20 protein-coding genes are annotated in these 25,741 nt (G+C 48.3%); 6 read left to right on the forward strand and 14 right to left on the reverse strand.

Annotated features, from left to right (window positions below):
- Positions 1–422: 422 nt before the first annotated feature.
- From LRL21_RS17815 to LRL21_RS17835, 5 genes are all read left to right on the forward strand, one after another.
- A complete protein-coding gene (locus LRL21_RS17815) occupies positions 423–1,346 on the forward strand; it encodes a S66 peptidase family protein (protein ID WP_240417148.1) in 924 nt (307 codons plus the stop codon).
- A 274-nt stretch (positions 1,347–1,620) separates the two neighbouring features.
- The gene (locus LRL21_RS17820) at positions 1,621–3,030 is read left to right on the forward strand and encodes an MDR family MFS transporter (RefSeq protein WP_240417149.1); all 1,410 of its coding nucleotides are present in this window, start codon (positions 1,621–1,623) and stop codon (positions 3,028–3,030) included.
- Between the two features lie 63 nt (positions 3,031–3,093).
- Positions 3,094–4,266: an FAD-dependent oxidoreductase gene (locus tag LRL21_RS17825; protein WP_240417150.1), complete on the forward strand. Its 1,173-nt coding sequence runs from the start codon at positions 3,094–3,096 to the stop codon at positions 4,264–4,266.
- Between the two features lie 70 nt (positions 4,267–4,336).
- A complete protein-coding gene (locus tag LRL21_RS17830) occupies positions 4,337–5,056 on the forward strand; it encodes an MBL fold metallo-hydrolase (protein ID WP_240417151.1) in 720 nt (239 codons plus the stop codon).
- 54 nt (positions 5,057–5,110) lie between these two features.
- The gene (locus tag LRL21_RS17835; protein WP_240417152.1) at positions 5,111–5,791 is read left to right on the forward strand and encodes a TetR/AcrR family transcriptional regulator; all 681 of its coding nucleotides are present in this window, start codon (positions 5,111–5,113) and stop codon (positions 5,789–5,791) included.
- Between the two features lie 186 nt (positions 5,792–5,977).
- On the opposite strand, the gene LRL21_RS17840 is transcribed toward LRL21_RS17835, so the two are convergent.
- The 14 genes from LRL21_RS17840 to LRL21_RS17900 all read right to left on the reverse strand — a co-directional run bounded on the left by LRL21_RS17840 (position 5,978) and on the right by LRL21_RS17900 (position 24,656).
- On the reverse strand, positions 5,978–7,306 hold the full coding sequence (locus LRL21_RS17840; protein WP_240417153.1) for an ABC transporter substrate-binding protein: 1,329 nt from the start codon (positions 7,304–7,306) through the stop codon (positions 5,978–5,980).
- Positions 7,303–7,431, reverse strand: a complete 129-nt coding sequence (locus LRL21_RS45700; RefSeq protein WP_275900785.1) for a hypothetical protein — start codon at positions 7,429–7,431, stop codon at positions 7,303–7,305. The genes LRL21_RS17840 and LRL21_RS45700 overlap by 4 nt, the downstream gene beginning before the upstream one ends.
- A gap of 286 nt (positions 7,432–7,717) precedes the next feature.
- Complete coding sequence (locus LRL21_RS17845; protein WP_240417154.1) at positions 7,718–8,635, reverse strand: dihydrodipicolinate synthase family protein; 918 nt, start codon at positions 8,633–8,635, stop codon at positions 7,718–7,720.
- A gap of 57 nt (positions 8,636–8,692) precedes the next feature.
- Positions 8,693–9,691, reverse strand: coding sequence for an ROK family protein (locus LRL21_RS17850; RefSeq protein WP_240417155.1), 999 nt, complete (start codon positions 9,689–9,691; stop codon positions 8,693–8,695).
- Positions 9,688–10,323, reverse strand: a complete 636-nt coding sequence (locus tag LRL21_RS17855) for a D-sedoheptulose-7-phosphate isomerase (protein WP_240417156.1) — start codon at positions 10,321–10,323, stop codon at positions 9,688–9,690. Before LRL21_RS17855 ends, LRL21_RS17850 begins: the two co-directional genes overlap by 4 nt.
- Before the next feature lie 63 nt (positions 10,324–10,386).
- A complete protein-coding gene (locus tag LRL21_RS17860) occupies positions 10,387–12,888 on the reverse strand; it encodes an alpha-mannosidase (protein WP_240417157.1) in 2,502 nt (833 codons plus the stop codon).
- A gap of 41 nt (positions 12,889–12,929) precedes the next feature.
- Positions 12,930–13,769 carry a carbohydrate ABC transporter permease gene (locus LRL21_RS17865; RefSeq protein ID WP_240417158.1) on the reverse strand — a complete coding sequence of 280 codons (840 nt, stop codon included), beginning with the start codon at positions 13,767–13,769 and terminating at the stop codon, positions 12,930–12,932.
- Between the two features lie 80 nt (positions 13,770–13,849).
- Positions 13,850–14,425, reverse strand: a complete 576-nt coding sequence (locus LRL21_RS17870) for a hypothetical protein (RefSeq protein WP_240417159.1) — start codon at positions 14,423–14,425, stop codon at positions 13,850–13,852.
- A 214-nt stretch (positions 14,426–14,639) separates the two neighbouring features.
- Positions 14,640–15,707, reverse strand: a complete 1,068-nt coding sequence (locus LRL21_RS17875; protein WP_240417160.1) for a bifunctional heptose 7-phosphate kinase/heptose 1-phosphate adenyltransferase — start codon at positions 15,705–15,707, stop codon at positions 14,640–14,642.
- Positions 15,697–19,038, reverse strand: coding sequence for an alpha-mannosidase (locus LRL21_RS17880; RefSeq protein WP_240417161.1), 3,342 nt, complete (start codon positions 19,036–19,038; stop codon positions 15,697–15,699). The genes LRL21_RS17875 and LRL21_RS17880 overlap by 11 nt, the downstream gene beginning before the upstream one ends.
- A 140-nt stretch (positions 19,039–19,178) precedes the next feature.
- Positions 19,179–19,985, reverse strand: a complete 807-nt coding sequence (locus LRL21_RS17885) for an HAD family hydrolase (protein WP_240417162.1) — start codon at positions 19,983–19,985, stop codon at positions 19,179–19,181.
- A gap of 81 nt (positions 19,986–20,066) precedes the next feature.
- On the reverse strand, positions 20,067–22,094 hold the full coding sequence (locus LRL21_RS17890; protein WP_240417163.1) for a GSU2086 family protein: 2,028 nt from the start codon (positions 22,092–22,094) through the stop codon (positions 20,067–20,069).
- Between the two features lie 313 nt (positions 22,095–22,407).
- Entirely contained in the window at positions 22,408–23,400 is a 993-nt protein-coding gene (locus LRL21_RS17895; protein WP_240417164.1) for a DUF4432 family protein, read from the reverse strand.
- 86 nt (positions 23,401–23,486) lie between these two features.
- Complete coding sequence (locus LRL21_RS17900; protein ID WP_240417165.1) at positions 23,487–24,656, reverse strand: ROK family protein; 1,170 nt, start codon at positions 24,654–24,656, stop codon at positions 23,487–23,489.
- A 321-nt stretch (positions 24,657–24,977) separates the two neighbouring features.
- Here LRL21_RS17900 and nfsA point away from each other — a divergent pair, with 321 nt between their 5' ends.
- Positions 24,978–25,715, forward strand: coding sequence for an oxygen-insensitive NADPH nitroreductase (gene nfsA / locus LRL21_RS17905; protein ID WP_240417166.1), 738 nt, complete (start codon positions 24,978–24,980; stop codon positions 25,713–25,715).
- Positions 25,716–25,741 lie beyond the last annotated feature (26 nt).

Below are 25,741 nucleotides of genomic sequence, written 5' to 3' on the forward strand. Positions count from 1 at the left end.
GTAGTTTCATATACGAAAGTGAGGTGAAAGGTTATGTCTCTTATAAGAAATGATGTCGTAACAATAGAGTTCCGTCGGATTGCTGGTATTCGAGTTATTAGAGCTTTTCGAATTATTGGCAGTGCATTTCCATGTAGAGGTTTTTTATTTATCGGTGGCCGCGTATTGCGTGCTGAACGCTGTCTCTTGAATAATCGTTTCCGTATAGTATCTATCAGACCCAATATTATAGTATTTGAACGTAGACGATTGCATCATTGATAATGATACCTATGCCCCATTTCCATTAATAACAATCAATACTAAAACTAAAGCCTCGAAATTTGAGGCTTTTTTGTGTTATGGCTGATTGAATGTATCCATATACTTTAAATAAATGAAGTTAAGCATGCGTGTGCAATTTTTGAGAGGAAGGTGTGCGAATGGCGATTCGGCCGGCTATTTTGCAAAAGGGCGATACCATCGGTGTCGTTACATTGGGTAGTCCATTGGAGGCAGAAACTATAAATGCCAACATTAACTTTCTAAAAGGTATGGGGTTTAATGTTATTGTAGGTCAATTTGTATATTCGCAAAATGGTTTTATAGCAGGTACTGATCAGGAGCGGGCACTCGACTTGATGAGGATGTTTGAAAACAATCAGGTGAAAATGATCCTGCCTACACGAGGAGGTGTCGGAGTAGCCGGAATTTTACCTTATCTTGATTATCGGTTCATCCAGAGCCATCCCAAAATCATATCCGGCTATAGCGATATAACCGTTCTGCTGAATACCCTGTACCAATTTGCTAATTTGATTACTTTCCACAGTCTCATGCTTATCGATTTCAAGCCGGATACGCCCGCGTACAGTTTCAATCAGTTTTTTTCGGCAACGTCTTCGTTATCCTTATACAGGGAAATTCACAATCCACCAGGATTTCCGTTGGTCAGCAGGGTACCGGGCAACGTCACTGGCTCCATAGTTGGGGGTAATCTGACTTCCTTGGTCGATACTTTGGGCACTCCCTTTGAAATCGATACGAGGGGGAAACTATTATTTCTGGAGGATACCCACGAACCTATTAATACGATATACAGATATCTGAACCATCTGAAGCTGGCTGGCAAATTCGCGAACTGTCTTGGTATCATAATGGGGGAATGTACAGATTGTCCAGATGCCTATGGAAAATCATATCAAGATCTTATTAATGAATTCGTTGTTCCCCTTGGCAAGCCCCTCATGACCAATCTGAGTAGTGCACACGGTCCATATAAAGCTGCGATTCCTATAGGTGCTGTGGCAAATTTGAATACGTTCAATAATACTTTAACGGTGCTTGAGCCTACTGTCAGCTATTGAATCGAATTATACACAATTACAATTACAATTAAAATCATACGTATTGCATCTATCAGAGTCGTATTATGGCACAATAATTTGCTGCCGCGGGGGCTGCACTTCTTCCATTCACTCCGCCCTCGCCAATACTTTCCTAATTATTTGTTCCCAACCATCAGTAAAAATTTTTATACCACAACGAACATTGTTCTTTACGAACATTGTTCGTTGTGGTATAACTAAAGTGTTCAGGGAAACGAATATCCACACTAACATGGAAAGGAGAGTGCACTTTTTGTCCGATCACGCACAGCCCATTTCATCGGTGTTTTCGATCAGACAGATTCTACCGACATTGCTGGCCATAGCTTGCGGTATGTTTCTGGTCATATTGGACAGCACGGTCATGAATGTTGCCATTCCCAAGCTCGTCGTTCATTTCGGCACCACGCTTGGAACCATTCAGTGGGTCATAACCGCGTACACACTCGCCCTTGCAGCAGTCATTCCATTGGCTGGATGGTTTTCAGACCGATTCGGGGCGAAAAAAGTATTCTTGTCTAGCATCGTGTTGTTTGTGATAGGTTCTTTATTATGTACGCTTGCCCATACACCTGAGCAGCTGATTTTCTATCGGATCATTCAGGGGTTAGGCGGAGGCATGATTGCTCCCATTGGCATAGCGACAACCTTTCGAATAGCACCACCAGACAAGCGAGGATCGATAATGGGGATATTAGGCATTCCGATGCTCCTGGCTCCTATCCTGGGTCCCATTTTATCCGGTTCGTTGATTGAATACGTCAACTGGCATTGGATCTTTATTATTAATCTGCCAGTCGGTATGCTTTCATTTTTCATGGCGTTGAAGTTTCTTCCGGCGACAAGCCCGAGCAAGGAGATGAAATTAGATGTGAGAGGTGCGCTACTTGCCCCTGTAGCCTTTGCTTCGCTTGTATTCAGTATTCATCAAGGCGGCGAAACAGGCTGGTCGGATGGGCTGGCTCTGGGTACGCTAGCGCTTGGCGTCATGACGCTCCTCCTTTTTATTACAGTTGAACTCAGGCAAAAGCAGCCGCTGCTGGAGCTGCGTGTCTTCCGTTCGCCACCGTTTTTGCACGGAGCCATTCTTGCCTGGCTGAATCAAATTGCCTTGTTCGGCAGCTTGCTTCTCTTCCCGTTATATCTCCAGCAGGTTAAAGGACTGTCTCCATTCGAAGCCGGCTTGTACGTTATTCCTCAAGCCATTATGTCCACCATAGGGATTAATATTGGCGGCAAATTATTTGACAAATATGGCGCCCGTCCGGTAGTCATCGCGGGAATCAGCTCCTTGTTGGGAGCCTTGCTCGCCCTGACGCAAATTTCAGCCCAAACCGGAGCCATTTATATGCTGACCAGTTTTGCTTTTGTCGGTCTTGGTCAAGGCTTGACGCTGATGCAAATCAATTCGCATATCCTGAAGCTGGCACCGCGGGAGTTGGTCAGCCGGGTGACGCCAATCACAACTTCAGCCCAGCAGATTATGTCCTCCTTTGGAATAACGATTACAATGACGTTCTTGTCTCGGCAGTTAAAGCAGCTGTCTAGCGAAGCGTCGGCTGACCTGGGTATTGCATTCGGGCATACGTTTTGGATCACAGCCGGAGTAGCCGGACTGGCATTGCTGTTAAGTCTGTTTATCCAAAAAGAAAAGAAGCGATGAATTCCACATGCTTCTATACATCGTGGGGAATATAGAACAAACCAACCTTGGGAGTGATGACTTATGAACCATCCATTGAAGCGAATTGCTGTTATCGGTGCAGGACCCGGTGGACTTACGCTTGCCCGCGTGCTGCAAACGGCTGGCTACAATCCTGTTGTGTATGAAGGCGAAGCTTCCCCTAATGAGCGTCAGCAAGGAGGAACACTCGATCTTGAAACGGATTCCGGTCAAAAAGCGCTGCAAATAGCCGGTTTGCTCGAATCGTTTTACCAGATATGCCGGTTTGAAGGGCAAAGCGGCAAAATCGTTGACAAGAGCGGTAAGGTTTATCATGATGACACGCATGACGACACGGCGGATGAAGTCCCCGGTATAGATCATTATTCGCGACCCGAGATTGACCGCACCGTCCTCCGCGAATTATTGCTTGATTCACTGCGGCCGGATACCATTCAATGGGGATACAAATTTATGCAAGCAATCCCAGTCAGTGACCATCAATATGAACTTCATTTCGAAAACGGAAAAACTGATGTCGTTGACCTGGTCGTGGCAGCAGACGGTGCATTTTCCCGTATTCGGCCGTTGGTGAGTGAGGCAACGGCAGAGTATTCCGGTATCAGTATGATCGAACTGAACATTATGGATGTGGCGAATCAATTCCCCGAACTGGCTGCTTTTAACGGTCCCGGTAGTGTTATTGCGTTGGCTGACCATAAAGGAATTATTGCACAGCTGAATGGAGACGGACGGATTCGTGTGTATTTGGGCTTTCGAGCAGAACGCGATTTTTTGGATATCGTGGATATCCCATACGACGAGCCCGAGAAAGCAAAGCCTCAACTGCTAGCCATGTTTGCGGACTGGGCGGATGAGCTGCAAAAGTACATTACTAGTGCAAATGGAGCCATCACGCCAAGAAGAATTTATATGTTACCCGTTCCGCATACATGGGAGAGCAGAGCGGGCGTTACACTGATTGGAGACGCCGCGCATCTCATGTCGCCGTTTGCCGGAGCTGGCGCCAACCTGGCGATGCTGGACGGCGCTGAGCTTGCGCTCTCCATTATTAACAATGACGATCTCGATACGGCTGTGCGGCAGTATGAACTGAAAATGTTCGAATACGCCGGTGCCATCGCAGCCGAAACCAAGACGAATATGGAGCTGTTTTTTTCCGACAACGCCGCAGCTAAGCTGGGTGAATTGATGAATTCTTATGTAAACCAATAAACTTTATACGAATAGGAGGAAGCTGGCAGCAAGTCCAGTGGAATAGACGCGGCTGCCGCCAGCGAAATATATGACCGTAAAAACAAAATTAACAACACTCAGCTTAAGTGTGCCGGTGCCAGGAATGCCCGGTGGAGGGTTATGGACCATCACGCCAACGTTGATTTCATCAGGAGATACCCATTACCTGGTTGACACGGGAATGCCAGGGATGCTGGATGATTTGGCAGCTCAGTTGTCGTCTATGGGCGTTTCCCTGGAGATGTTGACTGGCGTTATTATCACCCATCAAGACATCGATCATATCGGCAATCTCTCACGGATACTGGAGATAAATCCAGGAATCGAAGTATTCGCTCATCCTGACGATGCACCTTATATTATTGGAACTCTTCCGCTTATCAAACCTCTGCCCAACATTCTTGAAGCATTTGGGGCTGACTTTTCAAGAAACGGCAATCGCATTGACCATTTGGTTGCTGACGGTGATGATTTACATGTCGCTGGCAGATTCATAATTATCCATACGCCAGGGCATACTGCCGGTCACATCAGTCTGTATCATCCAGACAGCAAGACGCTGATCGCCGGCGATGCGATGGTCGTTCGGGGCGGTCAGCTGCAAGGACCAAATGAAGCGCAAACACCCGATTTGCCTGAAGCCTACCGTTCATTGGTGAAATTGACCGCATATGATATCCGGCAGATTATTTGTTATCATGGCGGCATATTTGATACGGACGCCAATCAGTGGATTTCCAGGCTGGCTTCGCGTGGAGAAAATGACTAAAATGCTTGCTGCATGTGATTTTACTAATAAGGGCAAACATGGTATAAGATAATTATGAACAATACGAATCGAACCATTATCAGCCGCCGTGCTCGGCCCGCCAAGGAACCGCTCAGTCAGGGACTCATTGTAGAACAAGCATTTCTTTTGTTGAGAGAGGAGGGAATCTCGGGTCTTACCATGCGTAAGGTGGCCAAAGCTCTGGACACTGGGGCGTCGTCACTTTATGTCTATGTAAAGGATTTACAAGAATTAAGCTCCTATGTGCTGGACTATGGCCTGGCCAATGTCGAATTACCCGATTCAGATGACGGATCATGGAAGAACAACTTGTTTGCAGCCCTCATATCTTACCAGCAAGTGCTCTATAAGGACCCCGGTATAGCAGAGCTTGCCTTGACAACGATGCCGCTAGGTCCCCATTCACTAGCTCTATCGGAGTATTTGCTGAAGCAGTTAGCGGCCAGTGGCCTCCAGCCCGCATCAGCAGCCTGGGGGATGGATTTGCTATTGATGTATGTATCTTCCTCGGCGTTTGAGCATGTCTCGTGGTCCAAAAATGAGAAACGATCGTTTACAATGATGAAAGAAGCTTATTTATCCGCTGATGCTTTGCGGTTCCCGTTCATCCATTCACATAAAAACGAATTGTTTTCCGGCGATGTCTCGAAGAACGAGCGTTTACTTTGGGGTTTGGAGGTTATTTTGCAGGGAATCTTAAAGCTGGATCATTGAAGGTTGACAACAAAAAAAGCTCCATCCGCAACAATAACAAGCCGAAAGAGACATGCCCATAACCCGCGTATTCGCGGAGCAGGCATATTCTATTTCGGCTTGTGGTTATCTGGAAGACATCTTCCCGCTATCACAAGGCTACACTCTTCAGCTTCTTACAGTCAACTGCCCCATCTCAGGGGATACTTATCTGTTTTTACGAATAGATTCCAAATCTTTATTGATTCCGTCTTGTGCTTTTCTTATTGCCGTATTGACATCAGCGCCGTTTAATGCGATGTCATCTGTAGCTTTCGTCAGCCATTTACCGATATCATTGTCGAATTCGCTAGGTGTGCTGACCTTTCTTGGCTTCACCTTGAAGACGTTAGCGATCTTCTTCCCCTTAAGTACTTCGATATCCGCTCCATACTCTTTTTCCAAATCTGGCATATCAATTGACGCGACACGTCCGTTGTGCACCGCAGTACGCTGCACCTCATTACTCAACGCTGTTGCGATCACTTGGAACGCTTCATCCTTATGCTGACTTTTACTCGAAATAAGCAGTGAATGGATAGTGCCCCCTACAGAAGGCTCGTCATAATATGGCGGAGGCGCTAAGTCCCAGTTCAATTCCTTTCCCTGCTGGCGCAGCTCCTCGAGTGGTCCGATCATATTGGCTAAATATGAAACCCGCATCGCAAGTGTCCGGTCTTTCATGAAGCTGTCTTTATCATAGCTGTATTTTTTATCAGGACCAACAAATCCCGGAATATCGTAGGATTGCTTCAGCGTTGTAAATACCTGGGTCCACCCTGCTGACTGCAGTCCTTTACCGGTTTGCGGATCGATCAGCGATAACGGTAAACTACGTGCAACCTGAGCCGGTCCGCCCAGATCGATTCCTACATAGTTCACTCCATTATCCGAACGCGTCAATTGCCTGCCGAGGTCAAGAGCTTTCTCCCAAGTGAATCCTTCATCCGAAGGATAAGCGACACCAAACTTATCGAAAATATCTTTATTGTAATAAAGAATCGATAGATTAAACGAGAACGGCAGAGCCACAAGCTCGCCCTTGCTGGAATAGGATCGAATCGATTCGGTAAGAACCGGCTTGATTCGCTTCAGGTCGAAGTGGTGCTTCTCTATTAAAGTTTTTAAGTCCTCTACCGCTCCAAGCGTAGTGAACCGGTAGTAGGATCCGTCACTGGTATAAATGATATCAGGTACAGTTCCGGAAGTGAACAGCTCCTCCGGTGTCGTTGTAGCGGGAGGTTCGATACGCTTCAGAGTGATGTGGGGATACAGCTTTTTGACCGGTTGGACGAAAAATTTGTCAAACTCCGTATTGGTTAGCGTATTGCCGTATGTATAAAAAGTTAACGTGACAGGCGTCTTCTCCTGTCCCTTTGAGTCTGAGACTCCAGGTGCTTCTTGTTTAGCCTCCAGCCCTTCACGCTGCGCACAACCTACTATCGGCAGCGCAAGCAAAATCAAGGAAATGACTAAATTAATAATTGCCTTCATCATAGAGCCTCCCAGTATATGTTTTCTACGTCCATTGTGAAGATGTCTGCTGTCGCCGCCCTGTATGATGCACCGCCGCCAATAATCAGACCATCTATCGTCCTTTTCAGCTCCAGAAATACACGCATGTATTACCTATCCTCCCTTTGATTGAATCTCTGGCACCCATTTTTTCTACACAAAAAAGGAGACATCCTCATATGAAGGAAGTCTCCGGTGGACCGGTGCACGAAATGTATGGACGTTTATATCAAATAATAACATAGTTATCCAATCTGTCAACTATGATTTATTTGAATGAAGGAACAGAGGAATCCGGCATTACTTTATGCGTTGTGAGGGAATTGGGTATGTGGCTGCTACGCTTATACCACCACATCTCCATTCCCTCTTGAGCTTCCTCGCTACCTAATTCTATTTTAGCTTCGCCATCAATCGATCCGAATACCGCTTCAGCTGCTCCACCAGTATACGCTGATGCGGCTGGAGGCCAGCACCATCCTTGACACGTGTGGTCAGTGTGATTGGAACGCCTGACAGCTGAATGTTGTATTTGGCATCTACCGGATAATATTGACCTTCGATCCCCGAGGCGAGACCCACGTAGTCCTGAACATGCTCGGCCTTCTCTGGCTGCGTGTTCCAGTTCTCAGTTAGCCACACATATAAATTCGGATGATGATTAGCCATGATTCCGCTAAAACCTGCAGCTCCGAGCTTCAGTGATTCCAGCAAGGTTGCCGAGTTGGCATTAAATAGCTTCAGTCCGGTTCCCTTAAGCACCTCAAGCCGAGCCTTGATCTCAACGATATTGCAGCACGTATCCTTAAGAAACAAGAAACGCCCTGTCGAGACGCACCACTCCAGCAGTGCCGGGTTCATCAGTCTTTTATAAGGATAAGGGCATTCGTAAATCCCGAATTTGACATCGGGAACCGCCTGCAGAATACGCTCCGCATTAGCCTTCCATACCTCATCGGATTCGTGCTCTGCTGCCAAACGGTTGCTCAGCATGACGAAGGCCTCAATCCCTTCAGCCCATATTTGCTTAATCTCCTCAATCTGGTCTTCGATCGAATCTGAGGTATGCCCGGATGCAATAACCGGCACACGGCCGAAAGCCTGTCTGACGACAATCCGGGTCGCCTTCACGCGTTCCTCCAGACTCAGCTTGAACATCTCACTGGATTGGCATACGGCAAACAAACCATGTACGCCCTGCTCGATATACCAATCCACCAGCTGCTCCAAAGCAGGCTCATCCAATTGATTATTTTCTGTGAACGGCGTGAGCATCGTTGGCCATACGCCATTCGCAATCGTGTTCCCCATTTTGTATTCCCATCCTTTATTATTAAGGTTGTCTCATTGCTCCTTGAGCGTAGACTGTTAGTCGGCTGTTATCAGTTGATTCAACGCTACGGACAATCCGGCATAGTCGCCGACCTGCTCTTTCAGTCCTGCAGGCAGGATTCGGCACACGGACAACGAATGGGAGAGCGCTTCGCGCTGCAGCTCCTCTTGCATCACCCGTTCCAACAAAGGAAGCTGTCTGCCGTAAATACTGCCGATCACGATGACTTCGGGATTCAGGATATCCACAAGGATTGCCAAGCCGAGGCCTAATTGACAAGCTACCGTCTGAAAAATATCAACCGCATCCGCTTCCCCGCGCTGTGCCGCCTCACCGATAGCTTCCGCTGTAATCGCAGGTATAGCGCCAGGCTCAGCACAAAAGGAAGGAGTCCTTCCTTCCTTAAATAAACGTGCTGCTTCCATACGTCCAAGCTCAGCAATTCCCCCGCCACTACAATAGCCCTCAAAGGAGCCCGCTTTTCCATAACCGACAGGACCTGTTGGAGAGAGACGCATATGCCCAACTTCTCCAGCCATATCTGACGTTCCCGAATACAGCCTGCCATTCAGAATCAGACCGGCTCCCATCCCGGTGCCGAAGGTGAGAAAGATCATATTGCGGCTGCCCTGACCAGCACCCCATTTCCATTCTGCCAATGCACACGCGTTGGCATCATTTTGCAAGCCGACAGGCACGGCGAAGCGCTCGCGAAATGGAGTGACGATATCGACACGGGACCAGTCCGGCAAATTCGGCGGTGACAGAATGAGTCCCGCCTTGCTGTTCAATGGGCCGCCGCAGCTGATGCCTATCGCTTCGAGCTGCCCATGTCCAGCATTTGCTTGACCAGCCTCGGCAAGCAGTTCTTCCAGCTCGCTTAACAATCGGGCGATATTGGCCTCTGCGCCTGATAAAGTAGCAAAGCGGCGTTTGGCAATAATTTCGATCCGCTCGTCAGCCCTATCCCCCATAACTCCCAGACTTACCGCACATTTGGTGCCTCCAATATCGATACCGGCCAAAATACTCATGAGGGAAAAAACTCCTCCTCCAGCATGATGCACAAGGCATGGTAAATCGGCAAATGCCGTTCTTGAATATCCGGCGTCAGCTCCCATGGCACCCGAATGGTTACATCGCACAGCTCCGCCATCTGACCGCCTTGATTCCCTGTAAGACCGATGGTATGAAGACCCTGTACCTTAGCGACCTGGATTGCCCGGGCGACGTTCGCGGAATTGCCGGAGGTGCTCAGTCCAAGCAGCGTATCTCCTCGCTTGCCGTATCCGTAAACCTGCTGGGCAAAGATCATTTCCGCTGACACATCGTTGGCATAAGCGGTTATCAAGGCCGAATGACTGACCAAAGATATCGCAGGCAGTGCTCCCTGCAAATGATCGGCAAGGAAATCCCCAGCGTCGGGGAACTGCGTGAGAAATGAGCTTCTTGCCTCGTCTGACAAGTATCGCTTGGAACGAAAGCCTTTCATTAATTCGCCTACAATATGCTCACTGTCGGATGCGCTTCCGCCGTTACCGCACAGCAGCAGCTTGCCCCCTCCATGGAACGTTTGCTTCAACAGCTCAGCCGCTTTTTCCACATCAGGCAGACACACGACCAGCTCCGGGTATTTATCACACATTACATCAAGCACTGCACTCATTGGTATGCTCCTTTACATAAATAAAGTTAGCTCATTCACTTGACTTTGTTCAGCTTATTCACTTTACTCGGTTTCAGCCAATTCAACGAAATTGACCTCTTTCACTGCCAAGCCTGCATCATCGGGAACAAAAAATGTCTTGATTTCACATTTGCGGAACGCTGCGCTCCACTCACGCTGCAGCGCAGGCAGCTTGAACGCGGACTCGGTTTCCTGCCCCAGGGTCTCATAGCAGCGAACGATCCATCCGTCGCCATCCTCCGCACGCTTGAACGTCGTTGCCACAATAGCAGCCTCAGAAATGACAATACCCTCTGATATTTGCGGAAGCGGTCCTTCATGGTAAGTCTCCCATATGAGCAGCGGCGGAACATTAAGCTCATTTGCTTTTTGAACCAATCTGCCATCCTTCCAGCTGCCGGAGTGAGGTACGAGTGTATAACCGAATTCCTGTACACCTTGATCCATATATTCAACCTGTTCATCACGCTCGCTAAAATGATCGGCAAATATCGGACTGCGCACAACCGTCATTCGGATCTCGCTTCCCTGTACGTCATACGCATATTTGCAATCATTCAGCAGTCCCATTCCTCTAACCTGCTGCTCTTCACCATCCGCAGTATTCGGTACGAGACCGTATACATCCACCCATTGCTGGCCTGGCACCTCCTTGCCATTCGTCGGCCGCTCAATAAAGCCATAAGGAATTTCCGAGACAGACTGTGGCTGCTCCACATGAATAGGGAAGGACAGCTTCAGCATCTTGTGCTTTTCTCTCCAGTCCAGCTGTACACGAACCTGTATATCTGATGAATGATGGCCCAGACTGATATCCTGACGCAGCACAGAGTTGTTATAATAGCTCGTCACACGAAGTGTAACTCGCAGTGGCCCTTGCTCCAGCACCTTGATGTGCGCATCGCCAAAGCGGCCGATTTCATCCCGATATTGCACCAGATGATGTCCCCATGTATCGCTGTGGTGCTCGTCGATCACAATCGGCACAGCGCCCTTGCCGTTCAGCAGCTCTGTATTCGTCAACTTGTCGAGAATACTGCTGATGTAACCGGTATGAGCATCCACTTGCACACGGATCTGAGCATTTTCCAAGACATTGTTATCCACAAGAACCTCTCCTGCAAGTGGTGCCGCTGGAATGTCCTTATCGCGGTAGGTCCAATAAACACGATAGCCAAACGCAGGAACACGAGCCGTGATTAACGAGTCCCACTTGTCGTCTCTTCCATTTGTTCGTGAGGCGCGTACAGTCTGGATTGGAATCGGTATACCCGCTTCGTCAGTAACACTTGTCAGCTTCTTGTTCACTTTAACAAGCGTCTCGACTTCCCAGGACAAAGGGTTAAACACAACGATAGGTGCTCCCAAATCATCCTGCTCCCAGGTTTGCCAATCCTTATCCTTGCTCAGTGACTTGACCTCGGGCTTCATCGTATCGATTGCCCACGATATTTTTTGCAAAGCCGCATTCAGTGTTCTAGCACCAATGGCCAATGCTTCTCCGTGAAACTCTCTCACATCGTCAAAAGCTTCCTTGATGCTGCAGCCGCCCATAATATCATGGAACTGATTAAACATCACGTTCTCCCAAGCCAGGTTGAGCGGTGCCTTCGGATAGGGAAGCCCTAACAACACATTGGCGAAAGAAGAGAATTTTTCAGCGCTCAGCAATCGATGCTCAGCACGGCGATTGTTCGCTTTGGACTCGGAATGGGCAGAGTAGCAGCCGATAGCATGATGCTGCATTTCATCCTTGACAACAGGAATCGCCGGATTTTCCGTAACCATATCGGTAAAAAACTGATTCGGCGAGCTTAAAATAATTTGTTCACGGCCATGCTCCTCACGAATTTCATCGATCAGCTGCAGGTTAGCTACAGTCGGTCCGCCACCATGGTTACCCACTCCATAGAACGACATGTAGTCGTGACCTTTTTCTTTGGCAAGCCGCTGATGCTTGAGAATTTTGGCATCCTTGCCATGCCTGGTGAAATTGGCGTAGCTGTCTGACAAACGGAAGGTCATCACACGGCTGCCATCCTCGGACTCCCACCAAAACAAGTCATTTTCCAGATGCTTCTCATGCTCTTCAGGACGCATAAACAAATAATAGTCCATACCGCTTTGCTTTAAAATTTGCGGCATCATCCCGTGATGGCCAAACGAATCGACATTGTACCCGACGGTCGCCATGATTCCGAATTTTTCCTGGAAATAGCGTTGTCCATACAAGCTGTGACGCGCAAAGGATTCACCTGACGGCAAGTTGCAATCCGGCTGGATCCACCAGCCTCCGGTTATGACCCAGCGCCCTTCAGCAATCCGCTCGCGGATTTCTGCGAACATATCAGGAGCATTTTCCTCTACCCATTGATAGTAGGCGGCGCAAGCACACGTAAACACAAACTCGGGAAATTCGTTCAAGCGATCCAGAGCAGAGCGGAACGTTGCCTTGATTTCCGCATAACCCTCCTGCCACTGCCATAACCAAACCGGGTCGAGATGGGCATTACCAATAAGATGAACCTTCGTATTTTCCGACATATCCACTGCTCCTTTAAAATAGTTTTTTTACTCGTGATTAACTAACCTTTTACCGCTCCCAGCATAGCGCCCTGTATGAAATACTTTTGAACAAACGGGTACACCAGCAAAATCGGTAAAATGACTACGAAAACGACGGCATACTTAATATTTTGAGCCATCATCGTAATGCCTTCGGCAGAGCCTGTTTCTGTTGCTTGTGAAGTAAGCTCGCCCTGAACGACAATGTTCCACACAAGAATTTGCAACGGGAACATTGATTTATCGTTCAAATAAATCAAAGCCGGGAAGAAGCTGTTCCAGTGCGCCACCGCATAAAAGATAAACATCGTCGCCATAACCGGCAGCGATAACGGCAGCACAATTTTCCATAATACTTTTAATTCTCCAGCACCATCCACCGTAGCCGACTCATACAGGGCTTCCGGTATTTCCTCAAAGAAGGTTCGCATTAAAATCATGTTGAACACATTGACCGCTGTCGGAATCAGCAGCGCCCATATCGTATTCACCATGCCGAGCGAATGAACGACCGTATACCTTGGAATTAATCCGCCATCGAAAAACATCGTAAATACTACGAAAAAGGCAAACAGCGATCTTCCGTATAAATACCTTTTCGAGAGCGGATATGCGCATAGCGTCGTCATCATTAAATTGACAATGACACCAAGCGTGGTGTACAGCAGCGTGTTTGTATAGGAACGCAGAATGGCCGGATCATCCATAACAAATAAAAATACATCACCCCTCTGCACCGCAATACCCGAGCTTACGGACACAATTGCCATATAGTAGAGGGGATAGATCGTAACAATGATTAAAACCAGCGTGAGCAGTACATTCACAATGTCAAAGGGACTTATTTTGTTAAGTCTCATCCCGTTGTTGTCCTCCTCAAGGATCATTTAAAATAAACTGGCACCCTGTATCTTTTTGGCAGCCTGATTCACTACAACAATCAATGCAAGCGAGATGACGGATTGAAAAATGCCCACAGCTGCGGCAAAGCTGAAATCATCCGGTAAAACTTGTTGAAAAACATATCAAAGTCAGCCATCTCCTGGCTCGTATAAACCTTGACCGTGTCCGTGTACATAAAAATATGATCAATGAAAGAGCTGATCGTATTCCGATTTCCCGTAATCGCTCTTACAATTAATTGCATGCTCAATTTTTCTTCGTTGTTCATCTGCATATAAGGCTTTAAATTTTGTTCGATAATCGGGTTTGAAAATAAATTATTGTTGGTCAATTGCGCACTGCGCAAATAAATATCAACCGTTTGTGAAGAAAACTTCAAATTATCGGTCAGCTTCTGCGAAACATCCATTTTTACAACTTGATCAACATTAAAATACACGATCAAACCTATGATCATGATAGGAATCAATGAGGAAAGAAAGTACATCAAAATTTTGGTAAATAACTTGTTCGCCGGGAATAGCTGCTTCAATGGATGACCTTTAATCTCTGTATCGCCCTTGTTAAAAACATGGACCGGGCATGAGTATGCTTCCTTATGCCCGAATCCCATTATGTTGCCTGTTTAGAAGTCCGGTGATTAAGTCTCGCTGCGCGGCCAAATATCCTTCCGGAGTAGTGCTTACGAAGCCAGTTTGCTTTAGCAAACTCTCAGCTGTTGAAATCGTGAAATTGGATGAGAATAAACGGTTTATTCGCGATTTCAAAGGCGACGCTTACGCTTCTCCAGGATCATTTGGCCGCTTCGCTCGTCCTTCACCGGACTTCTAAACTTCGCTGTGATCCCAGCGGTCCAATATTTCTTGCGGAGATGCCGTCCCGGTCTCCCCGCACTTCCTCACTGTAACCGCTGCCGCCAGATGTGCGAATGCTGCTGCTTCAGGTCCTGTGCATCCGGTTCCCCAAGCGGATAAAAAAGCGGCCGTGAATGAATCGCCTGCGCCCACAATATCAATAGGAGGCGGCACTGGCCGTGTCGGCACCAGCATCATCTCATTATTCTCGAACCATACCGCTCCCTTTTCCCCCAAGGTGATGCAGCAAGGAGCACCGGCCTGCTTGCTCAGCTGCAGACCTGCTTTCAATATATCACTTTCTGTGGTCTGTTGATGTTTGGAGCTTCCACTATACCAACGCAATGCCTCCAGCTCGTTCGGCTTAAGCACGACATGCTTGAATGTTCCAATCCGATCTCGGCTGTCTACAACGATTCTTTTTCCGTGACTTGCCCAGTAGCTCAGCCGTTCGCGGACGATAGAACCGACCACACCATACTCCAACTGGTCGGTTACGCTGATGACATCGACTTTCTCCGCCATCCGGTCCAACTGCTGGACAACCCTGTGCCCGGCAGCGTCCGACAAACCTTCCTGATTGATAAAATCTATCCGCGGCGCCTCCTGTCGCACCTCCTGCAAGCCGTGCAGCATAACCTTGCAGTAGGCGGGAGTGACTCGCCCCGCTTCCACCTGCACAAACGCATCATCGATACCACGTGAGCGTAAAGCCTCCTTCAGCAGATGTCCGCGCCAGTCGTCGCCTGCAATCGAGCAGAAGCTGACCTCTTCACAGCCAAGCGCTTTGAAATTAACCGCTGCATTGCCGGCCGCTCCGGGAGCGAAGCGCTCCCCAACAACCGGTACATTATAGTGCGGCGTCTCTCTGGACAATTCGCTGGCCGTCATATCGGCATGCCAATACATATCGAGGCAGCCATCTCCGATCACACCGACCTTTAAGCGGGATATGCGCTGCAAAATATCGGTTACCTGCTCCCTTGCCAGTCCGCCAAATTGCCGGATCGAAGCCAGGTTCATCGATTCGTCACTGCGCATGAGAGTGTCTCCCTTCCTGGTCCTCCGACTGCGCTGCCAGAACGATGCGGAACGTTTTCAGTTCAAATGGATTGAAGAAAGCTCCGAACCCATGCTCGCCATGCTCAACAGGAACAGCCTCTTGTTCAAGAAGATTGACCTCTTCGGCCTCGTCAACTTTGTAATGCGTAGTAAAGGAGACCTCGCCGCGTTTACCCGCGTATTCATAGCAGCGGACGATCCAGCTGTCCGAATCCTCGGCTTTCTTGACGGTATCAATCATAACGTGATCGCCGCTCACTCCGATAAAGCTTAACTGCGCTGGCAGTGTCTGCGATTGTGGACGGCTTGATTGAGCTGGTACTTCCGAAACCACGACAGGCACATTCAACCGATAGGCCTGTTCTACCGTACCCGCGGCGAACCAATCGCCATCATGTGGAAGCAACGAGTACGTGAAGGTATGCTCACCCTTATCGCATTCAGGATCAGGTTTATTGGATGATTTAATTAACGTGAGTCTCATCGCATGATCCTTTATGTCATGGCCGTATTTGCAATCGTTTAATAGACTAACGCCGAATCCACGTTCGGAAAGATCCACCCATTTATGTGCGCACGTCTCAAACCGCGCATAATCCCAGCTCGTATTCCAATGAGTCGGACGCTGTACGTGTCCAAATTGAATTTCATAAGTCGCCGCAGCTGCACGAACGCATACCGGGAAGGCCACTTTCAATAGAGTCTCACGCTCGTGCCAATCGACCCAGGTGGAGAAATCAATCCGCGGGTGATGTGCATGCACAATCAGCTCCTGACGGATGACCGTCCTGCCATATGACCATTCAAATTGAGCAACGGCGCGCAGTGGACCTTTCTCCAGCCAGACCACTGATTGCAATTCTGTAACATGACGGACCTTTTCCAAATAAAAAATATCGATTTCCCAATTATCATGATAAGCTGGCTTATCCTCGTGCACATCAAAGCGGTTGCCTGTCTCTCCCGCTGCAAGCACTTCACGATTTGAGCGTTTATCGAATAAACGGCTAAGCTGGCCAAACTCATTCCATTCCATATCATAAAATGGAGTCGACACTCCATTCTCTGTGAAGGAGAATGGTGAAGGTTGCATAACCTCTAGTTCTTCAGAAGTCAGCAAAGCTGGTATTTCCTGCAGCTTTGCTGCATCCAGATTGACGGTTCCAGTTGTATCTGTCGAAGCTGCTGCTTCCAGTCCTGCATTCGACTCCATATGAATCGTTGTGTAGCCCATCGCAGGAATATCGTTGACCAGCAGCAGCAGGCGATCACCTGCTCCATCAGCATCAAATCCACGAATCCGTTCAGCGGCAAGTACACGGCCTTCAGCATCTACCCACTGCTGTCCTTCATAGTCTTCCTTCCAGGATAAATCTACCAGCTCGCTGCGCGTCCATGGCAAGGAGTTGAATATCATCCAGCCCTGGCCTTCCAAGGATACGCATGAGGTTAACAGACTCAACCCATCCGTAAGTGCTCCCTGAGCCAGCCGCTCCGACTCCGCATACTCAATACGACAATCCTCGTAAACCTCTGTAATGGAGGAACCCGGCAAAATATCATGGAACTGATTGCGCAGCACAATTTTCCAGCTGTCATACAGCTGCTTTTGCGGATAGCTGGAATAACCGGTGAGCGGACTGTTAAAGATCGATACAATCTCGGCATCACGCAGCAAAAATTCCATGTGGCGATTCATCTTTTTCACATAGGCCTGTGAGGTATAGGTGCCGCGATGCAGCTCCAAATACAGCTCCCCGTCCCAATGGTGAACGTAGCGGTCTGTTTGCTCTACCGTTTGCTCCAGCTTGTTAAAAAATTCGTCGGCCCGACCTGTTGTCGCCCTCGGCAAGCCCGGCATATTTTCCAGTCTTCTGCGCATTTCCAGCATCGTACGTGTCGGTCCACCGCCACCGTCTCCCCAACCATAGGATAACAGCAGCTCGGAATCGTTGACTTCCTTATCACGGTAATTGTTCCAGATCCCGCTTAATGTAGCAGGCAGCACCTGACCGTTGTAGGTATAGAAGCGGGTGAATGTGCTCTCAGGAATATCAGGGTCCGGTGTCGTAATATAATGCGTCAACACCTCTGTCCCATCAATTCCGCGCCAATAAAAGGTATCGTGCGGAAAGCGGTTATATACATTCCAGCTGATTTTGGACGTCATAAAATGGCGCAGCCCGCTCTTCTGTAAAATTTGCGGCAGTGCCCAGCTGTACCCGAACACATCGGGCAGCCATAAATATTCGCATTTCACACCAAAGGTATGCTCAAAGTAGCGTATGCCATACAGAAGCTGGCGGACAAGCGACTCCCCGGAAGGAATGTTGCAGTCCGACTCCAGCCACATGGCACCTCCAGCCTCCCAGCGTCCTTCCTGAACACGCTCTTTAATTTTGGCAAAAACCTCAGGGTAATCCTGCTGGATGTACTCATACAGCTGCGGCTGCGTTTGTAAAAATACATATTCCGGGAACTGCTCCATCAAGCGCAGCACCGTCGAGAAGGAACGAACTGCTTTCTCCCGCGTATGCTTCAATCGCCACAGCCAGGCCACATCGATATGCGTATGACCGATGCAGCGAACAGTTAGAGGCTGGTAGGTGGGCAGCTTCGCCAGCTCATCCTTCAGTTTTTGATTAGCCTCCTTAACACTTGCGTAGAAAACCTCATCTCCAGGAACCCTCCAATTCAGCAGAAGAAAAGCACGGTCAAGCGCTTTCACCAACGCCTGTCGTTCCCAGCGATTTTCCTCCAATACCTGAATCGTATGATACACAGCAAACGCAGTATGATACAAGTCGTCCGTTTCCGTTTCGAGCACAGCAAATGCGGACGTCCGGATCTGATGCTCCTGCACGGTTTTCGTACCATCGGCTCCGCTTAATCCGCTCCATACTTTAAACAACAGCTCCACCTTTTGCCCCCTGTACGATTCGGGGAACCAGACCTCCGTATGATTGCTGCCCACGCCCTGATAAGGCTCTCCGTTCACATAGAGCAGTGATTCGAAGCCCAGGGTATGGCCGGAGCCTGTTTTGCCAAAATCGAACAAACCAACAATTTGTCTGTCCGTCCATTCCGCAGGGATCGTTGCTTCGGTTTTCAACCAAGCGGTCAAATCCCAGCCTTTCCATCTGTCGCCAACAGCAATACGGTCCCAGGCTGCATCCTCTGGCGGCTTCGCGGCAATTTCTGCCTCCTTATCGATCCAGAACAAGTAGGAAGGCAGCTCGCGGTGATCGATATAACGGTGCCCCTTCAGCTCCTCAATACGCTTTGCTAATTTATCCAATGTTAAAAACATGTATAATCCCCCTCAAGGTTTTTGTAAGAAAACTTACTTCGAAAGCTTCTACTTTGTTTTGGTAAGAAAACTTGCTTCGTAGGCTTTACCTTTGTTCTCGTAAGAAAATTCGCTTCCTCAGTCCGGCACCTATGTACCCTTTAGCTGTCCAATCCCAACCATTGCTTCCATTTCGTCATGTCCGTGAAATCCCCCGCTATCCAGTCCGCTCCTGCAGCCTGCAGTCTTTCCAGCTTGATTGGATTCAGTCCCTCACGCTTGTCTTCGTCACTAGCCAGCCCAAGCGCCAACGCACCATTTTCCTTAGCCAATCTGATCTCTACTTTGCCATCTCCAATGACCGCAAGCCCTTCACTATCGAACTGCTCGTGCCCCAGCAGATCCCTGATGACCTTCTCCTTGGAGCAGTCCGCACGTCCAACCGGAGCACCGGCAATTTCTTTGAAATACGTTCTGACGCCAAGCACCTCAGCCTCATGAACCACATCGGGATGGTCGGTTCCACTAGCGATGTACATCGGGATTCCATGCTGCTGCAGCAGCTCAAGCATACGTTCCGAACCCTTTATCAAAAAATCCGATGGTTGATACTGCCCCGTCTCTAAGCCCCTGATCCGCTCATTCACCTGGAGCAGCAGACGCCTGTTGTATTCCGCTTTATACTCCCATTCTCCAAGTATTTCCGTATTCCAGCCCTTTTCCTTTACCTTTTCGGTCAACCAGCGCATCTGGAAAATAGTTTGAATCCCTGTGGATTGATCAATGTAATCGATAATTTCCTCATTCAGCTTCTCAGCTTCCTCAGCTGTCAGCTGGTGATCGCCTGCAATCTTTTCCGTAAAAAGAGGAATCATGACTTCCTCCCAACCTGCCCTGAGTGTTGATAATGTACCGTCAAAATCGAACAGCACCGCTTTAATCCGAACTGCCTGCTTCTCACTTGTCATTCGAGCCTGTCTCCTTCTATCTGGATAATAATGGATAATATCTTTTTCTATGAAACATTGAGTAGCGAATTTTCCAATGGATCAACTATTGGCTTCAGCTGCTTCAATCGCTTTCCAGATGGCCGGAATGGTTTCCTGATGCAAGCCTTCAAAATGAAATCCTTTCCCCCCAAGACTGGTGGGGCGATGGACGATATTTTTGCGCGGACGGTAGTAATACTCCCAATCGGCATAACCGACTTTAAGTGAATAATCACCAAGCCGGATAATGTCAAAGTTAGCGGTCGTAATCTGATTCACAGGATATTGCAAATTTCTCGCGATCGACAGTGCCTTCAAAAATACCTCAGGCCCCGTAACCGATGAGCCAAAGTTCATGAACACCCCGCCCTCCAGATGCGCAACTGTGTGACAATACGATTGAAAATCATAGCCGCTGGCACCGGCCTGAATGCTCAAATTCGATTTCGGGTGCAGTTGAATATCATCAGTACCTATGGTGATATGACATGTATAAGGAATATCGTATCGGGCACATGCCCCAAGCAGGCTCTCTTCGAGATAAGGAAGCTTGTGCGGATACTTACAGCTGTAATCGATCAAACTTTCACCATAACCACGTTTGGATGTATGGCCATCCTCAAGTGCCTGATGGATCAAATCTCCTGCCTCCTGCCACATGCCGAGCTTTCCTTCGCGTAAATAACCATCCTCCCGCTCTTCTGCCTGCCCGCTTATTGCAAGCTCTACATCCTGAAAGCAGGCGGCTCCATTCACAGCCAGATGGCTAATGAAACCTCGCCGGATCAGATCGATCAGCAAACGGTTAACACCGCTGCCTATCATATTGCCTCCAATGGAGACGAGAATTCGATTGTTGTGCGCTCTGGCTAGCAGCAGCCGCTGCATGAATTCGTCAAAATGCGGAGATTGCCATGGCTGCTGCGAAACAGCATGCTTCGAGCCCGTTTTGCCAGCTGCGCTTGCTGATGGATCAACCAAATCCTTCACATGCAGCCTGCTGACTCTTGTGCCGATTGGATAAAGGACGGTTTTATTTCCATTGGTTGATGCGGATTTGTTACCTGGATTGACCTCACTCTTGTCAGCCGTTGGTGGGAATTCAATCCCAAGCTCCTGCTTTTTCCTCAAAAGACTGTGAAACAACGCCGGGATCGTCTGCTGATGCAGCCCGTGAAATAAATAACCTTTCCCGCCAAGCTCACTGAACCTGTCGATAAACACACGACGCGGACGATAATGGTAATCTGGGTCAGTAGGTTCCGGCTTATCATCTGCAGCCACAGGTACAATATCGAAGTTGGCCGCGATCATATCATGCATCGGCAGACCTTTGTTACGGGCAAGTGATAATCCTTTAAGAAAAATTTCCGGTCCAGATATCGCCGATCCGAAATTAAGAAATACACCTCCGTCACTCATCTCCGCAACGGACCTGCACATGCGGTCAAAATCCACACCGGAAGCCTTTCCCAAAGCTGCAAAATCAACGATGGGATGCTGGTGAATAATATCGGTTCCAATGGAGATATGGCATGTATAGGGGACGCCATACTTCTGGCACTGCACGAACACGCAGTCATCGTAATACGGGAACTTATCCGGATTCGCTGACAAATACTTGTATAGACTGGCACCGTAGCCCAAGCCTTGCTCTGCTCCCTGTTGGATCGCTTCATTCATATAGCGACCGGTTTCCTCCCACATCCCAAAAGAGCCGTCCTCAATAGAGCGGGCTACGTCCTCGGAGGTTTCACCGAGAAAGGCCAGCTCAAAATCATGAATGCTGGTAGCCCCATTACCGGAAACATGCGTCACGAAGCCGTGCCTGACCAGCTCGATGATATATCGAGACAAACCGTTTTTAATGACATGTGCGCCCATCGACCAGATCACGGGTTTGCCAGCCAGACGTTTTTCAAGGATATGCTCGATCAGCTGCTGAAATTCAGGAGCCTCTGTGGCCGTTAAAGCTTCAGCTTGATCTTCATAAGGACGGGCCATGTTGGTGATCGTGACCAGATTCGTCCGTGAATACACGGAATTTGTTTTAATGCCTTCAAAAGATAATCGTTGTGTGTGTGCCACTTGGTTCCTCCTTAGAGTTTTGCGTATGCAAAACTAGCTTCGTAAGCGTTAACTTTAGAGTTTTGCGTTAGCAAAACATAAGCTGATAAGTACGGCGAATAAGTCCCGCTGCGTGACCGAAGTATTCCTCCGAGATGATGCTTACGAAGCCAGTTTGCTTAAGCAAACTCTCAGCTGTTGTTTCCAGATTTATTCTATAAAAATATAGCGGTAAAATTCCGGAAACAAAGGCACCGCTCCGCTATCTCCAGAACACCACGGTCACTCCGCTATTTATTCGCCGCACTTATTTATAAGTTTGCATACGCAAAACTTATTTCGTCACAGAAATTGCCTCGATCTCCAGCCAGGAAGAAATGCTCCCCCCGGCGGGGATTTCCAGCGCGTATCCTTGCTCAGCTGCTTCACTCAATGTCAATTTAGGTGGTATATTGAACATTTCCAGTCCAATATTATAATCCCGGCCAAAAAAGGGAGCATCGCGGTCAGCCATGAAATTTTGCCAATACCACAAATACGGCCATACCTCGCCATCCCAGCGAACCTCAAGCGCTACCTCTTTTAGTGGATGAGTCACACGATATTGATAAGCTGCCAATTTAATGTACAGCAAGTCCCTTACGGTACCTGGAGCAGGCATGATCGATAAATCTGTAGCAGCCCCATCTTTTATCAAATACGGCCATTCCCAGCTTTCACCGGTGATCGGGTCGCATATTTGTGCGCCTTCTCCGAGGGAAATTACCGCTTCCCTATCAACAAACGGAGCACCGTAGGCTAAGTGATGCCCCCAGTTCGCCTCTACCGATGCTGCTGGTGACAAGTTGTACAGTGTCTCCTCGACTCTCACCGTCCCACTTCCTGAGGTGAGCGTTATCCGCTTTTCCACACGTAAAGGCAGAGAACGAATAGAGTTGGTCAGCACAACCTGAATTTCGTCAGGTTCGTCCTTTATTATGCGGTAGTCCCATGGCGTCACGGCCGACTCTCCACGGTGCACGGTTGCACCCCGATATTGCGATGTATAGCTCACCTCCGGCAGCATTTCCTGCCACCCGCCCATATAGCTGCTTTGATAATCCGAATATAATGCGTTAGCGCGAACCAGGCCCTGCCCCGATATCCAGATAAAATCGGTATCTGTTGGTTTATGCAGCCAACGAATAGGCTCCGCCCCTTTATCCAACAGCAAATGTATAAGCAGCTTGTCATTTTCCAGCAGCAGCGAACGGTAGCCTTTGTATTGAATGTCGTCAACAATCCGACAGCCTTCATTACGAAGCGATCGATACAGTAAATCGGCCATTCTGCACCTCTTTTTATATTTACTTAATTATTAAGTTAATTATTCAAAAAAAATTTGGTCCGCCCCCTGTCCAGAGCGGACAGGGATTAGCTATCTTGTAGCGACAACAAGCGAACAGGCTCAGATAACAGGAACCCCAGCATTAAGGCAGCAGCACCAACCGCACTTTGAGAAGTTCCAAAGGTAGCTGGCTCTATTCTCAAGCGGTCTTTGGCAAAAGCATACAGTCTCGACTGCAAACGCGGCTTCAATTGCTCCAAATGCTCTGCCAGCAGCGGAAACAATCTGCCTCCGAGTAAAATGAGCTCGGGATCGTACAGATTCTGAACATTGACCAAGGCTGCCTCCAAATAAGCAAGCGTCTCGTCGATACACCGAAGGGCTTCAGGCTCCCCCTGCTGTATGGCTGTCTGCAGCTCCGCAAGCGTGCTGCCCTGCGACCAACGGTTCAGAATGCCCGGAATGGAACCAACTGTTTCCCAACAACCGCGGTTGCCGCAATCACACATTTTACCATCCAGCACAATCGTCATATGGCCAACCTGACCGCATAGTCCATTCGTTCCGCGAACGATTTTACCATCGGTAACTACCCCGCCGCCAATCCCGATTCCCATTGTAATGGAAACGAGATTTTGCACACTTTTTCCAAGACCATACCAGCGTTCAGCCATTGCCGAGGTTCTGGCATCATCCTCAATCAGTGTGACAAGATCAAATTGCTGCTCCAGCCTCTGCTTCAGCGGATAGCCCTTCCAGCCGGGAAAATTGGGTGGTGCAAGGAGCGACCCACTGTCATAATGAATCGGTCCCGGAATGCCTACTCCCAATCCAAGGATTTTTTCGCCAGAAGCTTCAATCTCCTGCTTGACTGTCGTTAGAGTCGGCGTGATGACCTGAAAATAGGCTTCCGGCCCTTGAACGCCATTCATCTCTCGTTCAATGGATTGCAGGATGGTTCCATTCAGATCCATCACTATGATTTCAAAGCTGGTGCGTCCGATATCCAACCCGATAATGCGGTAAAAGCGCGGGTCAAAACCGAGCATAACCCGTCTGCGCCCGACATTCCCCGAAATGGCTTCATTTTCCCGCAAAATCCCCAATTGTATCAAATCATGTGTAAGATTGGTGATTGTACCTGAAGTCAGCCCCGTTAGCTCGACCAATTCCACACGTGAAATTTGACGATATTCCCAAATCCGTTCAAGGATCTCTGACATATTTTTTTGTTTAACCTGCTGCAAATAAATCATTTTGTTAGAGATACTCGCTCATTCCTTTAATTTTCTTAATCATTTAGTTAATTCACATTATACATGTGGTACCTGTATTTTGTAAATCCCCAATTATAAGCATCATACCGCATATAGCAGTGGAAGTCACCTTAAGCTATCCATCTCGAAGAACGTTGACATCACTAAAAAACGATGCTATATTTAATTTCGAGTATTACACTGTGAATAATATGTTTATATTTGCTACCGGATCACCGGAGACTGGCCTAATGGCTGAAGTCTTCGGTTTTTTTGTTGTCCAGCAGTCTTACTTCTTCAAGTTGAAAAGGGGAAACCGCGATGAATACCACAATAAGCCAACTACAGCAGCACCGCTCCATCCGTAAGTATAAACCAGATGTATTGACCGATGAACAGCTCCAAGCCATTATCCAGTCCGCGCAAAGTGCTCCAACCTCCAGCAATATGCAGGCATATAGTGTCATTGCAGTAACGAACCCCGAAATCAAGAGCGAGCTTGCTAAATTGGCTGCCAATCAGTCGTATATTGAGGAATGTCCTGTATTCCTGGTCTGGTGCGCCGATTTGTACCGCCTTCAATATGCCACCGCCTCAGTAGAAGACATTCAAATACCGACCACTACTGAAATTTTCATTATCGCTACGGTTGATGCCGCACTGGCAGCCCAAAATGCTACACTTGCAGCCGAATCACTTGGACTCGGGGCCGTCTATATCGGAGGGATTCGCGACAATATTCGCAAGGTGTCCGAGCTTCTACGGTTGCCTAAGCTGGTTTATCCGATTTTTGGCATGTGTGTCGGTTATCCGGATCAAGAGCCGACCTCCCGTCCCCGTCTACCTGTAGAAACGATCCTTCATCGGGAGCATTACTCCACCGACCATTACGACGAAGGCATAGAACAGTATAATCAGTCCTTACAGGCTTTTATGGCAACTCGCGTAGGTGGCAATCGGGACACGAACTGGTCCAAAGAAATGGCTAAACGTCTGAAATCCCGAAAACGCGATGATGTCACGGAATTCCTCCACGATCAGGGATTTAAATTAAATTAAAACTCAGTTAATGCTTACGATGCCAG

It is taken from the genome of Paenibacillus periandrae (assembly GCF_022458865.1).
Lineage (GTDB): Bacteria > Bacillota > Bacilli > Paenibacillales > NBRC-103111 > Paenibacillus_S > Paenibacillus_S periandrae.